We start from the raw sequence: 13,760 nt of genomic DNA, 5'->3' as shown, positions 1-13,760 counted from the left end.
CCGCAGTGCCGGACGATGCGCTGCCGCGCACCGGAGTCTGCCCATGAGCGCGCAGGAACAGCGCTGGCATCCGGATGTCACGGTGGCCACCGTGGTGGTGCGCGACGGACGCTTGCTGCAGGTCGAAGAGCGCATCGGCGGCCGCCTGCTGCTGAACCAGCCGGCCGGGCATCTGGAGCCGGATGAAAGCCTGCTCGACGCCGCTGTGCGCGAAACCCTGGAAGAGACCGGCTGGGACGTGCGGCCGACCCATTTCATCGGCACCTATCAATGGCTGGCGCCGACCGGCCAGTGTTATCTGCGCTTTGCCTTCGTGGCCGAAGCGCTCACCCACCATCCCGAGCGCAGCCTGGATACCGGCGTGGTGCGGGCACTGTGGATGACACCGGAGGAATTGCGCGGCGCCAGCGAGCGCTGGCGCAGCCCCCTGGTGTGGGAGGTGGTGGCCGACTACCTGTCCGGGCAACGGCACCCCTTGACACTGGTGCGGCACGTCGCATGAGCACGCCACGCATCGTGGTCGGTGTGTCCGGCGGGGTGGATTCGTCGGTGGCGGCCTGGCAGCTGGCGCAACAGGGCGAGTCGATCGCCGGGCTGTTCATGCAGAACTGGGCCGACGACGGCAGCGGCGATTGCCGCGCCGAAGACGACCGCCGCGACGCGGTCGCGGTCTGCGGGATGCTGGGCATCCCCTTCCATTTCCGTGATTTCTCCGGCGAATACTGGAGCGGCGTGTTCGAACACTTCCTGGCCGAATACGCGGCCGGGCGCACCCCGAATCCTGACGTGCTGTGCAACCGCGAGGTCAAGTTCAAGCATTTCCTGGACGCTGCGCAGGCGCTGGGCGCCGAGCGTATCGCCACCGGGCATTACGCCCGGGTTGCTTACAGCGGCGGGCGCTGGCGGCTGCTGCGCGGTGCCGACCGGGGCAAGGACCAGAGCTATTTCCTGCACCAGCTGGGGCAGACCCAGCTGGCCGCCACCTTGTTCCCGATCGGCGAGCTGGAGAAAAGCACGCTGCGTCGCATCGCCCTGGACGCCGGCCTGCCGACCCATGCCAAGAAGGATTCCACCGGGATCTGCTTCATCGGCGAGCGCGACTTCCGCGAGTTCCTGGGCCGCTACCTGCCCGCGCGCACCGGCGAGATCCGCGACCCGCAGGGGCAGCGCATTGGCGAGCACCCCGGCGTGTTCTATTTCACTCTGGGCCAGCGCGAAGGCCTGAACATCGGCGGGGTGCGCGGCCGCGCGGCGGCGCCGTGGTACGTGGTCGGCAAGGATGTGGCCAGCAACGTGCTGTACGTGGACCAGGATCGCGACAGCCCACTGCTGCAGTCGCGCTGGCTGCAGTCCGAGCTGGCCCATTGGGTCACCGGTGCGCCGCCGGCACGCAACTTCAGCTGCACCGCGCAGACGCGTTACCGGCAGCCGGACGCGCCGTGCACGGTGGAGGTGTGCGACGACGGCAGCGTGCAGGTGCGCTTCGAGCAGCCGCAGCGGGCGGTAACGCCCGGGCAGTCGCTGGTGCTGTACGACGGCGAGGAATGCCTTGGCGGCGCGGTCATTGCCGCCACCGATGCGCCGCTGGAGCGTCAATTGGCAGGATCTTCTTCTTCCCCCGAGGGTGTGGCTTGATGAGTGTTTCCATGGATCACCGTGTGCTGGCGCTGGCCGGCGTTGCCCAGGCCCTGCAGCAGGTGCGGCGGATCGCCGAAACCGGGCATTCGGAGGCGGCCACGGTGCGCACCGCCGTCGACAGCGTATTCCGGGTGGATGCGGCCTCCCCGGAGGCGGTGTACGGCTCGACGGCGGCCCTGGCGCCCGGCCTGCGCCTGCTGCACAACTACTTTCGCAACCAGGGCCAGGACGAGGTGTTGCCGCGGCTGGCGCTGGCGGTGCTGCAACTGGAGCGCCGCTTTGTGCGCGACAACGCGACCGTGGCCACGGTCTCCAGCGGAATCGATGCAGCGGCGCGTCAGGCACACAGCCTGGGCGACAGCGCGCATCCGGATGTGTTGAGCTCGCTGGGCGGGCTCTATGCGCAGACCATCAGCCACCTGCGCCCCAAGGTCATGGTGCAGGGCAACCCGCATTACCTGGGCCAGGCCGGCGTGGTGGCGGAGATTCGCGCGCTGTTGCTGGCAGCGGTGCGCTCGGCAGTGCTGTGGCGGCAGATGGGCGGCAGCCTATGGGATTTCCTGTTTGCCAAGCGCGCGATGAGCGAAGCGGTGGATCGCGCACTGCGGTAAGCGCCGCCGAAATACCGGATGAAAGCGCCCGCAACGGGCGCCAGCGCCTGCCAGTGACGGCGGCATGCGCGAGACGAGATGGCGATCGTCGCTAAAGACCACGGGGGGAGTGCCGATACAGCAACCGTGACTCTGCCGAGAACGCCCATGTATTCACGTCCACTCATCCGTCTAGCCGCTCCTTTGGCTCTGACCTTGCTGTTTCCCTTCGCTGTCGGATTCGACTGGCCCGCTTCGGTGCGCTGGGCGATCCTGGCGACCATGACCCTCAGTTGGCTGGGTTTTGCTGCCTGGGTGACGTACTCCCAGTTCCGGCCTAACCCGGACCAGGCACGCATCCTGCGCGAGCAGGACCAACTGCTCAACGAACTGCGCACGTTCGTCAGCAACGAAGTCGACGGTTCGCGCTCGGAAGTCGAGCGTGCCCGCGAACTGATCCGCCAGGCCGTGTCCGGCCTGGGTGGCAGCTTCGAAGCGATGAACCGCAAGTCGCGCCAGCAGAGCCAGGCACTGGCCCGCATCGTCGACCGCGCAGGCGACGATGGCAGTGCCGGCGTCGACGTCGCCCGCTTCGCCCAGCACGCCAGCTCCCGCATGGAGCAGTTGGTGGAAGCGCTGGAACAGGTGAGCGGCCAAAGCACCAACACCGTCCATCACATCGATGAGATGGCCCAGCATCTGGACGGCATCTTCGCGCTGCTGGAAGACGTCAAGTCGATCGCCGACCAGACCAACCTGCTGGCCCTGAACGCCGCCATCGAAGCAGCACGTGCCGGTGAAGCCGGTCGTGGCTTCGCAGTGGTCGCCGACGAGGTGCGCAACCTGTCCGAACGCTCCACCACCTTCAACGAGCAGATCCGCAAGCTGGCCCACAGCTCCAAGGAATCGATCGCCAAGGTGCGTGAAACGGTCTCGCAGCTGGCCTCGCGCCACATGGACCGCTCCCGCGAGGCGCGCCACGAATCGGCCGCCATGCTGGAGAACGTCGCCCAGATCAACGCCTCGCTGGGCGATGGCATGCGCGAAATCTCCGAGTGCGCACGCTCCATCGATGGCAGCGTGGCCGAAGCGGTGCGTGCCCTGCAGTTCGAGGACATCGCCACGCAGACGCTGAGCGGCATCCATACCCACCTCGATCGCCTCACCGCGATCAACCGTGAGGCGGTGGCGCTGCAGGAACTGCTGCATCGCAATGGCGGCGTGTACGACAGCGATCTGGTCGCCGCGCTGGCCAAGGTGTCCAACCGCCTGCGCGACATGCGCGTGGAGTGGGAACGCCCGCCGCACAAGCCGGTGGCGCAGCAGGGCATGGGCGCCGGTACGGTCGAGCTGTTCTGAGACCGATGCCGACCCGCATCCCCTGATTCCGACATTCCCCGGCCTTCCGGGGATTTGTCGTTCCGTACCGACCTGGTGTTTCGTCATGACGCTGCTCGCCCCGACCATCGACACTGTTCCCACCGATGCCTTGCAGTCCGCCGCATTGGCGGCTGCGCATGCCGAGCGCATCGCGCAAAGCGAGGCAGCCAGGCCCGTTTTGCGGCGCGTGCGGCTGCCGCCCGCGCTGGAACGGCTGGAGCTTGCCGCCCGCGCGGAAGTCAAGGCGCTGCTCAATCCGCGCCGCGACTGCAGCGAAGACGAGCTGCTCTTCGCCACCGTGGCCTGGGACCTGGGCCTGGATGGCGACGCGGTCAGCGCCTCCGGGCGCTGATGCGATACCGGCGGGGCGTGCCTCGGCAGGCGCCCCGCCGTGTTTGTTGGACTGCCCGATCTCAGCTTCCTGAGCCGTCCACTGCTTTCGCTGCTCCCGGCAGCGCTGATGCCGTGCACACCCGCTCCCTGCCCCCTGCCCGGCCGAGACGCGCTCGCACCGGCTGTGGTTTGTCAGGTCTGGCCAAGGCCTCTACCCTCCATCTCACCTCCTGAGCCCGTCACCAACCCGGGCGATCTGCATGCTGTCTTCTTCGGACTGAGCGCTGGATGCCATGAAAATCCGTTGCCTGGCGTTGTGTGCGGCAGCCTTTTCCCACTCCGCAAATGCGGCAGATGACAAGGTGTATCTCGAATTTCTCTGGGATGCCCGCCCACCTCTTTCGATTGCCCGCCAGCAAACCATCCAGTTTTTGACCGATGGTCAGCACACTCACCAGGTGTGTGTCGCGACCAATCTCGCCGAGACCGATGTAGGTGGGTTGGTAGTGAAGGCGTTCGATGCCTCCGGGCAGGAAGTGTCGAGCCACCAGTACCCGGACTACCGTGGCGTCAAGCAGTGCTACGGTGCCGATCTGGGCCAGGGAGGCAAGCCTGGCCTATGGACGTTTCGCGCAAGCACAGGAGATGGGCGCAGCGGGGAAGAGACACTGCAGGTCCATGCCAGGCTGGAAGACTCACCCCTGTCGAACGATCCGGGAACACCGTATGTCGTTGGCCGCCCGAACTATGACGCAGCGATCCCACCGGCCGAGTGGCATGGCCGCCTTGTCTGGGAAATGCAGGTCAATCCGCAAGGCACGGTGACCGGGGTCACCGTGGTGACCGCAGAAGGCGTTGGCCTGAAACTTCGCAGCCGTGCGATCGCGGCCGGCTATCTGTCGCTTTTCTTCCCGGATGAACGGCGAGCGCGCACACCGCTGCTCTGGAGGCGCGAGCTGTCGTTCGAACCGGAATGAGACCGGCACGATGTCGGTCGATCACGCTGCATCAGTCGATGCTTACCGGGTGAAACGGGTGCGCCGGAAGTCATGCATGCACGTACGGGACAACAGCCCTCGTTTTTCGTCGCGCCATCGAGCCATTCTGGATCCGTTCGGAGGATGCTCCAATCGCTTCCGGGGAGATCCATAACATCCCACATTGATCCATCAGGCGATGCGTCTGGACCGGACTGTGCCCCTGTCCAGCAACGACACCACCGAGGTGTCTGCAGCTGGAAGTGCCAATGCCCCCCGGGACTAGCAAGCGCGATCCGCGCCGCTTGCGATGCACGTGCTGGACATCAGGTCGGGATTTGGATCAGATCGCCAGCAACAGGCAAGCAGCAAAGCTGTCGCCTGTCCTCTTGCCGCAGCGGAACGGCACGCAGCCGATCACATCACTGGGCGATAGTGCGCGACACCACGTCTACGGTGCCAGCATGGCCAACGGCTCAGCTGGCAATCACCAGCCGCGCGCCCAGCCGCATGCCGGCCTCGGCCTCGCGCAGCCACTGCGCCATGTCGCGCGGCGACAGCGGGCGTGAGTAGAAATAGCCCTGGATTTCGTCGCAACCCTGCTGGCGCAGCAAGGCGTCCTCCTGTACCGTCTCCACGCCTTCGGCGACCACCTGCATGCCCAGCGCGTGACCCAGGTGCACGATGGCCTGGGTGACTTCGGCGGTGTTGGCGTCGTCGAGCATGCCCTGGACGAAGCTGCGGTCGATCTTCAGGCGCTGCACCGGGAAGCGGTTGAGGTAATGCAGGTTGGAGAACCCGGTGCCGAAGTCGTCCACCGCCAGCAGCACGCCGTTCTGTTCGAACAGTTCGAAGCAGCGGCGCAGCGAGTCCGAATCGCGGATCAAGGCCGACTCGGTCAGCTCCAGTTCCAGCCGTGACGGCGACCAGCTGTTGTCGCGGCAGATCTCCAGCACGCGCTCGGCAAAGCCGCGCTCGCGCAACTGCACTGCCGACACATTGACCGCAATGCGGCTGAAATTGAGCCCGGCGCGATCCCAAACCACCGCCTGGCGGCAGGCTTCGCCGATGACCCATTCGCCCAGGCGCACGATCTCGCCGCATTCTTCGGCGATCGGGATGAATTCGGCTGGGCTGCACGGACCATGGCCGGGGCGATTCCAGCGCATCAGCGCTTCGATTGCCGGCGAGGCATCGCCCACGGTGTTGACCAGCGGCTGGTAGACCAGGGTGAATTCTTCGCGCTCGAGCGCGCCCTGCAGCGCATGTTCGAGCTCCAGGCGGCGCTGCGCACGCAGCAGCACGTCCTGGCTGTAGTAATGGAACGTGTTGCGGCCGGATTCCTTTGCCGCATACATCGCCGCGTCGGCGGCGCGCAACAGGCTATCGAAGTCCGACAGGCCTTCCCCTTGCAGCGCGATGCCGATACTGGCGCCGAGCTTGAGGGTGACGTGGTCCTTGCGCAGCGGCTCGCCCAGCGCACTGATCAGCTTGCGCGCCACGTGTCCGGCATCTTCCGGCTCGGAGAGGTCGCGCAGCAGCACGATGAACTCGTCGTCGCTGAAGCGGCCGAACAGGTCGCTGTTACGCAGGTGCTGGTGCAGGCGCGCGGAGGCGAGCTTGAGCAGGTTGTCGCCGGTGGCATGACCGAACGAATCGTTGATGCTCTTGAAGCCATCCAGATCGATCAGCAGCATCGCCATCACCTGGCCGCGCTCATGCGCTTCACGGATGGCGTTTTCTGCCTGTTCGCGCAGCAGGAAGCGGTTCGGCAGGCCGGTCAGGCGGTCGTAATGCGCCAGCAGCTCGATGCGTTCATTGGCTTCGCGCTCGCGGGTGACGTCGCGGAACAAGGCCACGAAGCGCGGCGGCAGGCCTTCGCGCCGGTCCAGCTCAATGAGGACCTGCACCCAGATGCGCTGGCCGGAATTGCGGTAGAAGCACAGCTCCAGTTGCTCGGGCAGGCCGCCGTCGGAGATGCGCAGCAGCGCTGCTTCGAACGCATCGCGCGAATCCTGGGTGTACAGCGCCAGTGCCTGCTCCAGGGTGATGTTTTCCTTGCGCAGGCCGTGGATGCGGTAGCACTCCTCGGTCCACTGCATGCGGCGGGTGTCGACCTCGATCTCGCAGCCGCCGATCTTGCCCAGCGCGGACACGCGGTTGAGCAACTCGGTACGCCAGCGGATCAGGGCGTCGGTCTGGCGTTGTTCGGTGACGTTCTGCAGCTGGCCAAGGACACGCACCATGCTGCCGTCGCCATCGAAGACCGGCTGCGCCCACACCCGCAGGTGATGCGGATTGACGCCGAGCAGGCCGTTGACCTCCAGCTCGAAATGCACCGGCAGGCCTTCATGCTTGATCTTGCGCCAGGCACTGCGCAGTTGCGCAACCGACGGCCGGGCCAGCAGACGCAGCAGATCGCGAATGCCCTGCAGACGCAGCTGGGTCATACCGAGCTGCTGCAGGAAATCCTGGGAAATCCAGAGCTGGTCCTTCAGCGAATCCCAGCTCCAGCTGCCCATGCTGGCGATGCGCTGGGCTTCTTCGAGCTGGGCCTGCTGCTCGCGCAGCTGCTGCTCGAGCAATTTGTGGTGATGCACATCGGTATGCGTGCCGACCATGCGCAACGGGCGGCCATCGGCGGTGCGCGAGACCACGCGGCCGCGATCCAGGATCCAGCGCCATTGGCCATCGTGCTGGCGCAGCCGGAATTCGGCCACATAGGTATCGGTGCGACCATCCAGATGCGCCTGCACCGCGGCACTGACGTGCGCGTGATCATCGGGGTGGATCAGGCCGGAAAGTGCGGTGAGGTTGTTCGGCAGCGGCTGCTCGGAATAGCCGAGCATGCGGGTCCAGCGTTCGGAGCGGTACACCACGTCGGCCGGGATATCCCAGTCCCACAAACCGTGATCGGCACTGTCCAGGCCCATTTCCCAGCGGCTGGTGCCATCGGCGCCCATCGGCTCGGGAATGCTCAAGGTAAAGGCCATCACCTGGCCATGCTCGTCGCAGACCGCACGCAGCCAGCCTTCCAGGCGCCCGCCCCCGGTGCCGGGCAGCACGCAGGCGGTCATGCCGCCGCTGTCGGCCACCTGGGCCCGACTGCTTTCCAGCACTTCGGCGTATGCGCCGAGGGTTGCCGGCAGCCCGAGGGACTGCGCAACGCGATTGGCCGCCAGGGGCTGGCCATGCGCATCCAACAACACCACCGCCGAGGTCAGCGGGTGCTGCAGCATGCTTGCAATGACGCCTGAGTCCACTCTGGAACACTCCGAAGGATCGACCCCTGGCTCGGAGTCGCAATGGATAACGGCCGTTCGGCGGATTAGTTGAGGCGCCTGTTGCGGGCGCGACCGAACCGGGCGCAGTTGCGGCTAAGATGGCCCCATCGCCAGCTCCTGAGGTCGTTCGCGGACCCATGCACCAACCTGTCGCCGCGCCCGCATTCTCGTCCCCTCCCGTTTCCCGACTTCGCCTGGCCGCGCGCCTGCAGCAAGGCCTGTGGACGCTGACCGGCCTCTACCTGCTGATTGGCGTGCTCTGGCTGCTACTGGGCAACCGCCTGCTCAACCTGGCCGGTGCCGCCACGCCGGAGCGCTGGTCGGACGCCAGCTTTTTGCTGCTCTCCAGCATCGTGATCCATCTGGTGCTGCGGCGCTTTGTGGCCTTGATCGTGGACGAGCATGCGCAACTGGCGCAGTCCGAGGAACTGCTGAAGGCCAAATTCCTGGCGCTGCCCAGCCCGGCTTTCATGTACGACCTGGCAAGCATGCGCATCCTGGATGCCAATCCCGCGGCGCTTGAATTTTTCGGTTGGGAGCGCGACGAGTTCCTGCAGCAGACGCTACAGGCGATCTGGCCCAATGCCGATGGCGACCGGCTGGAAGAGATCATCACCCAGATCCGTGGCAAGGGCGACACCACTTGCGTGCTCAACGAAGACCTGCTGACACGCAGTGGCCCGCGGCATGTCGAGGTACGCAGCAACCAGCTGCATTTGGCAAGCGGCCCTGCCCGCCTGGTGGTCACGGTGGACCGCAGCGAAGAGCGGCAGGCACAGCATCTGCGCGACGAGGCACTGGAACGCCTGGAAGAAGCGCAAGGCATCGCGCGGCTGGGCTCGTGGCAGCTGGATCGGGCCACCGGCCTCGGCCGCTATTCGTCGGCGGTGTATCGCATACTGGGGCGCAGCGTGCCGATGCATCGCCGCGAACATCGGCTGGAGGAACTGCTGACGGCGTCCGACAGCGCGACCCAGGCGCGGATCGAACGCATGATCGAAGACATGTGCACCGGCGGCGAGGTGCAGATCGACGTACTGCTGCCGCTCACCGGCGGCGATTCGCAGCCACGCACGGTGCATCTGCGCGCCGAGAGCGTGACCCTGCCCGGTGGCGCCCGCCATGTGCACGGCACCTTGCAGGACGTGAGCGAACGCGAACAATCACGGCGCCTGCTGCGTGAGCGCGAAGAACAATTCCGCGAGCTGGTGCGCGTGCTGCCCGACGGCGTGCTGATCCTGGCCGACGAGCACGTGATGTACGCCAATGCCGCCGGTTCCGCCCAGTTCGGCTTTCAGGGCGAGACCATCCTGGGCGAACCGCTGCAAACCCTGGTCAGCGACACCGACCTGCCCATGGTGCGCGAGTATCTGCGTGCCGGCAGCGACCGCAACGACCCGGTCTCCAGCGCACGGGCGATGCGTCGCCGCGATGGCAGCACCTTCTACGCCGGTTTGTCGGCCGGCGATATCCGCTATGGCGGGCGCAGCTGCAAGCTGCTGGTGGTGCGCGACCTGAGCGAACCCGAGCGCATGCGCGATGCGCTGGCCGAGAGCAATGCCGAGCTGCAGGCGATGGCCAAGCGGCTGTTCTCGCTGCAGGAAGACGAGCGCCGCGCCATCTCGCGCGATCTGCACGACGACATCGGCCAGGCGATCACCGCGATGAAGCTGTCGGCGCATGCGGCGCTGGATGAGCTGGACCCGGTCGCGCGCCGTGAGGATCTTCTGGAAGTGGTGTCGCTGGCCGATTCCACCGTGACCAAGCTGCGCAATCTGTCGATGCTGTTGCGTCCGCCGCAGCTGGATGCGCTGGGCCTGGAAGCAGCCTTGCGCTGGCAGGCGTCGATGCTGTTCCGCGCCTCGCAGGTCCGGCTGGAGCTGGATATTCAGTCACTGGACGTGCGCCCCGGCAACGAAATCGAACAGGCCTGCTTCCGTATCGCCCAGGAAAGCCTCACCAATGCGTTGCGTCACGCCTGTGCGGGCGAAGTGCGCATGCGCCTGCACTCGATCGACAGCACCAGCTTCAGTCTGGAAGTCAGCGACGATGGCGATGGATTCGAGCCCGAAGGCCCGCGTGGATTGGGGCTGATCGTGATGCGTGAGCGTGCGCAAACCGTCGGCGGCGTGCTCGCGATAGAATCGGCTCCCGGAGCAGGCACGCGCGTGACGTTGCGCCTGCCCTATCACCCGGCCGGCGAGTCCGTCCACGAAGATGGTGGACGTTGAGTCATGTGGAGCCCCGTAATCCCGCCCGGACTGGAAATCGTCAAACCGACACGCCTGGGCGCAGGCAATCCCGAATTGCTGCATCTGGTCGACGCCGCCGCCTCCGGCGGGCAGCCGTTGATGATCTTCCATGTCGATATCGACCACTTTGCCTCGATCAACGAGAACATGAGTGGCGAGGTCGGCGACCAGGCGCTGACCCTGGCCGCGCGCCGATTGCAGGAATTTCTGGGCACGCGCGGCAAGCTGTGGCGGCACGGCAGCGACGAGATGATCATCGTGGCGGTGCGCCGCGACGACACGCCGTTGCCGGAGGATTTTGCCGAGGAAATTCGCCAGCAGCTGGAGCTTCCACTGTCGGTGCTGCCGTACACGTTGTTCATGACCGGCAAGGTCGGCATCAGCCTGTGTCCGGAGCACTCCACTTCGTTGTCCACGCTGCTGGATTACGCCGAGGAAGCCAGTTACCAGGCCGCGCGCGAAGGCGGCAACACGGTGCGGCTGTACACGCGCAACTCCGCCACCAACGCACATAGCGAAAGCATCATTGCGCGGCAGATCGTCGATGCCATTCCGCATGGCGAGCTGCGCCTGCGCTATCAGCCGCTGGTCAGCGCCCGTGACGGCCGCATCGTCGGCATGGAGGCGCTGCTGCGCTGGCAGTCGCCGACCCTGGGCATGCTGGTGCCGGAGCGCTTCATGCGTACCGCCGAACGCCTGGGCGTGATCGTGCAGATCGGCGAATGGGTGCTGCAGAACGCGGTGCGCCAGGCGCGGTTGTGGCGCGACCAGGGGTTCGACGATTTCAGCATTGCGGTGAACGTTTCCACGCTGCAGCTGTTGCGCCCGGGCTTCTTCAACGAAGTGATGGCGATGCTGCAGACCGCCGGCGTGCCGGCGCAGTTCGTGACCCTGGAGATCAACGAAAGCGCGTTGACCAATAACGTCAACTTCGTCCACGAGACGATGGCCAACCTGCGCAACGAAGGCATCAGCCTGAGCCTGGACAACTTCGGCACCGGCGATTCCAGCCTGAGCGCATTGGTGCGCTATCCGGTGGACCGGCTGAAGATCGACCGCAGCTTCATCAAGAGCGCACCGGCCGGCAGCCGCGAGGCGGCGATCGCACGCGCCATCATTGCCATGGGCCACCAGCTGGGCATGACGGTGATTGCCAATGGCGTGGAATCGCAGGCGCAGTTGGGCTTCTTGCGCCGCAACGATTGCGACATCTTCCAGGGATATCTGTTCGGCGAGCCGATGTCGGCCGAGTCGGCCGGCATGGCCTTGCGCCGGCGCTACCTGCGCCCGGAGTCGTTCGCCGAAAGCCGCCCAGACCGCACCCTGCTGCTGCTGGACGACGAAGAAAATGTGCTGCGCTCGCTGGTGCGCCTGTTCCGCCGCGATGGTTACCGCATCCTGGCCGCCGGCAACGTGCGCGACGCCTTCGACCTGCTGGCCACCAACGACGTACAGGTCATTCTCTCGGACCAGCGCATGAGCGACATGAGCGGCACCGAGTTCCTGGGCCGGGTCAAGATGCTCTACCCCGACACCGTGCGCCTGGTGCTGTCCGGTTACACGGACCTGGCCACGGTGACCGAGGCGATCAACCGCGGCGCGATCTACCGCTTCCTGACCAAGCCCTGGAACGACGACGAACTGCGCGAGCATATTCGCCAGGCCTTCCGCACCCATGACGAGTTGCGCAATGGCCGGGAATAGGGAATAGGGAATCGGGAATGGGGAATCGTGAGAGCGGAAGACGGCTTCGGCGAGCTTTGCGTTAGCGCCTTGCGCACGCCCTCTTCCGGTACTGACAGTCAAGCTTGGCAGGTCACCGTAGAGCTTCCGCTAACGACGCAAACGCATCAGCACTTTCGTTGCAGGAGCCAAACAGAACGAAGCAATCCGCTCTCACGATTCCCCATTCTCTATTCCCGATTCCCGATTCCCGGCGCGTCAGCGCTACTTCGGCTGCCGGATCGGGAGCGTGATCCGGAAGCTGGCGCCCTGCCCCGGGATGCTTTCCACGTCGATGCGGCCGTGGTGCTTGTTGATGATGCCGTAGGAGATCGACAGGCCCAGACCGGTGCCGCTCCCCACCGGCTTGGTGGTGAAGAACGGGTCGAAGATGCGCTGCAGCAGGTCCGGGGCGATGCCGGCGCCGCTGTCCTGGAACTGGATCCAGACGTTTTCCGCTTCGTCGCGCCCGGTGGTGACGGTGATCGTGCCGCGCTCGACAATCGCCTGGCCGGCGTTGAGCAGCATGTTCATGTAGACCTGGTTGAGCTCGGACGGCAGGCATTCCACCAGCGGCAGCTCGGCGTAGTTGCGCTCCAGGGTCACCTTGTACTTGAGCTCGTTCCAGATGATGTTGATCGTGGATTCGAGACCGGCGTGCAGGTCCACCATCTTCCACGACTCGGAGCGGTCCGAGTACGAAAAGTCCTTGAGGTCGCGCACGATGCGGGTCACCCGCTCGATGCCTTCGCGCGACTCGGCCATCAACTGCGGCAGGTCGCGGCTGATGAAGTCGATGTCGGCACGGTTGCGGATTTCGTCGATCTCGGGAATCAGCGCCTTCGGGTCCGGCGCCTGCAGCGCACGCTCGTAGGCTTCGATCAGGGTAAACAGGCTGCGCAGATATTCCTGCAGGCTGCCGAGATTGGAGTGCACATAGCCGATCGGATTATTGATCTCGTGTGCCACGCCGGCGGCCAGCTGGCCGATGGAAGCCATCTTTTCCGACTGCAGCAGTTTGTCCTGCGCGCCGTTCAAGCGCATATAGGCCTGGCGCAATTCGGCGTGGCGTTGCTGCAGCTCGCGCTCGTAATCCTGCTGGCCTTCGATGTTGTGGAACAGCGCCAGAAAGTGGCCTACGCCCTGTTCTTCGTTGTAATACAGGTGCGCAATGACCACGCGGTCGGCCACCGGCAGGCTGCCGGTCCAGCTGCCCTTGCTGCGCGCCTGGTTCAACGCGTCCGATGGCAGCACCTGCGAGATCCGCTCGCCCAGATTGCGGTCGTCGGTGGGGTCTTCCTTGCACAGGCTTTGACGCGCGACGGCGTTGGCCAGGATCAGCTGCCCGTCCGCGCGGAACAGCAACACGCCCTCCAGCATCTGGTCGCCAAAGGCGCGCAACGTGGTCGAGGACGGCAACAATGTCTGATTGAGAAAAAACTTGGCGGTCACGGGACGAGGCGGCAGGAAGGACGCCTCAATATACGCCGAACCCTCAAGCCACCATATCGCCGCTTGGTCTTAGAGCGGCTGACACACCTAGTGCGCGGCCGGCAGCCGGGCGTGGCCGGTGCCTGAAATCGG

Annotated in this window: 10 protein-coding genes; 8 read left to right on the top strand and 2 right to left on the bottom strand. The window is 65.6% G+C overall.

All coding sequences use genetic code 11. The features are described 5' to 3' along the window. Positions 1–43 precede the first annotated feature (43 nt). The 6 genes from A7D17_RS20630 to A7D17_RS20605 all read left to right on the top strand — a co-directional run bounded on the left by A7D17_RS20630 (position 44) and on the right by A7D17_RS20605 (position 4,918). Positions 44–502 (top strand): NUDIX hydrolase, encoded by a 459-nt coding sequence (locus A7D17_RS20630; RefSeq protein WP_064510821.1) that lies wholly within the window; start codon positions 44–46, stop codon positions 500–502. Continuing rightward, positions 499–1,635 carry a tRNA 2-thiouridine(34) synthase MnmA gene (gene mnmA / locus A7D17_RS20625; protein ID WP_064510820.1) on the top strand — a complete coding sequence of 379 codons (1,137 nt, stop codon included), beginning with the start codon at positions 499–501 and terminating at the stop codon, positions 1,633–1,635. Before A7D17_RS20630 ends, mnmA begins: the two co-directional genes overlap by 4 nt. Continuing rightward, positions 1,635–2,249, top strand: a complete 615-nt coding sequence (gene hflD / locus A7D17_RS20620) for a high frequency lysogenization protein HflD (RefSeq protein ID WP_064510819.1) — start codon at positions 1,635–1,637, stop codon at positions 2,247–2,249. Before mnmA ends, hflD begins: the two co-directional genes overlap by 1 nt. A gap of 147 nt (positions 2,250–2,396) precedes the next feature. Then, positions 2,397–3,587 carry a methyl-accepting chemotaxis protein gene (locus tag A7D17_RS20615; protein ID WP_005914458.1) on the top strand — a complete coding sequence of 397 codons (1,191 nt, stop codon included), beginning with the start codon at positions 2,397–2,399 and terminating at the stop codon, positions 3,585–3,587. 85 nt (positions 3,588–3,672) lie between these two features. Continuing rightward, positions 3,673–3,960 (top strand): hypothetical protein, encoded by a 288-nt coding sequence (locus A7D17_RS20610; RefSeq protein ID WP_064510818.1) that lies wholly within the window; start codon positions 3,673–3,675, stop codon positions 3,958–3,960. A gap of 274 nt (positions 3,961–4,234) precedes the next feature. After that, positions 4,235–4,918, top strand: coding sequence for a hypothetical protein (locus A7D17_RS20605; RefSeq protein WP_064510817.1), 684 nt, complete (start codon positions 4,235–4,237; stop codon positions 4,916–4,918). Between the two features lie 476 nt (positions 4,919–5,394). Here the strand turns inward: A7D17_RS20605 and A7D17_RS20600 are convergent, their stop codons facing one another. Next, positions 5,395–8,181, bottom strand: a complete 2,787-nt coding sequence (locus A7D17_RS20600) for a bifunctional diguanylate cyclase/phosphodiesterase (RefSeq protein WP_193395374.1) — start codon at positions 8,179–8,181, stop codon at positions 5,395–5,397. A 119-nt stretch (positions 8,182–8,300) separates the two neighbouring features. Here A7D17_RS20600 and A7D17_RS20595 point away from each other — a divergent pair, with 119 nt between their 5' ends. Together A7D17_RS20595 and A7D17_RS20590 are read left to right on the top strand one after the other, a co-directional pair. Further along, positions 8,301–10,433: a sensor histidine kinase gene (locus A7D17_RS20595; RefSeq protein ID WP_064510815.1), complete on the top strand. Its 2,133-nt coding sequence runs from the start codon at positions 8,301–8,303 to the stop codon at positions 10,431–10,433. 3 nt (positions 10,434–10,436) lie between these two features. Next, the gene (locus tag A7D17_RS20590; RefSeq protein ID WP_064510814.1) at positions 10,437–12,158 is read left to right on the top strand and encodes an EAL domain-containing protein; all 1,722 of its coding nucleotides are present in this window, start codon (positions 10,437–10,439) and stop codon (positions 12,156–12,158) included. 243 nt (positions 12,159–12,401) lie between these two features. Here A7D17_RS20590 and A7D17_RS20585 read toward each other — a convergent pair whose 3' ends face one another. Beyond that, positions 12,402–13,628, bottom strand: a complete 1,227-nt coding sequence (locus tag A7D17_RS20585) for an ATP-binding protein (RefSeq protein ID WP_064510813.1) — start codon at positions 13,626–13,628, stop codon at positions 12,402–12,404. Positions 13,629–13,760: the final 132 nt, after the last annotated feature.

This window comes from Xanthomonas floridensis, from assembly GCF_001642575.1.
Taxonomy (GTDB): domain Bacteria; phylum Pseudomonadota; class Gammaproteobacteria; order Xanthomonadales; family Xanthomonadaceae; genus Xanthomonas; species Xanthomonas floridensis.
This window is presented reverse-complemented; position numbering and strand designations above follow the sequence as displayed.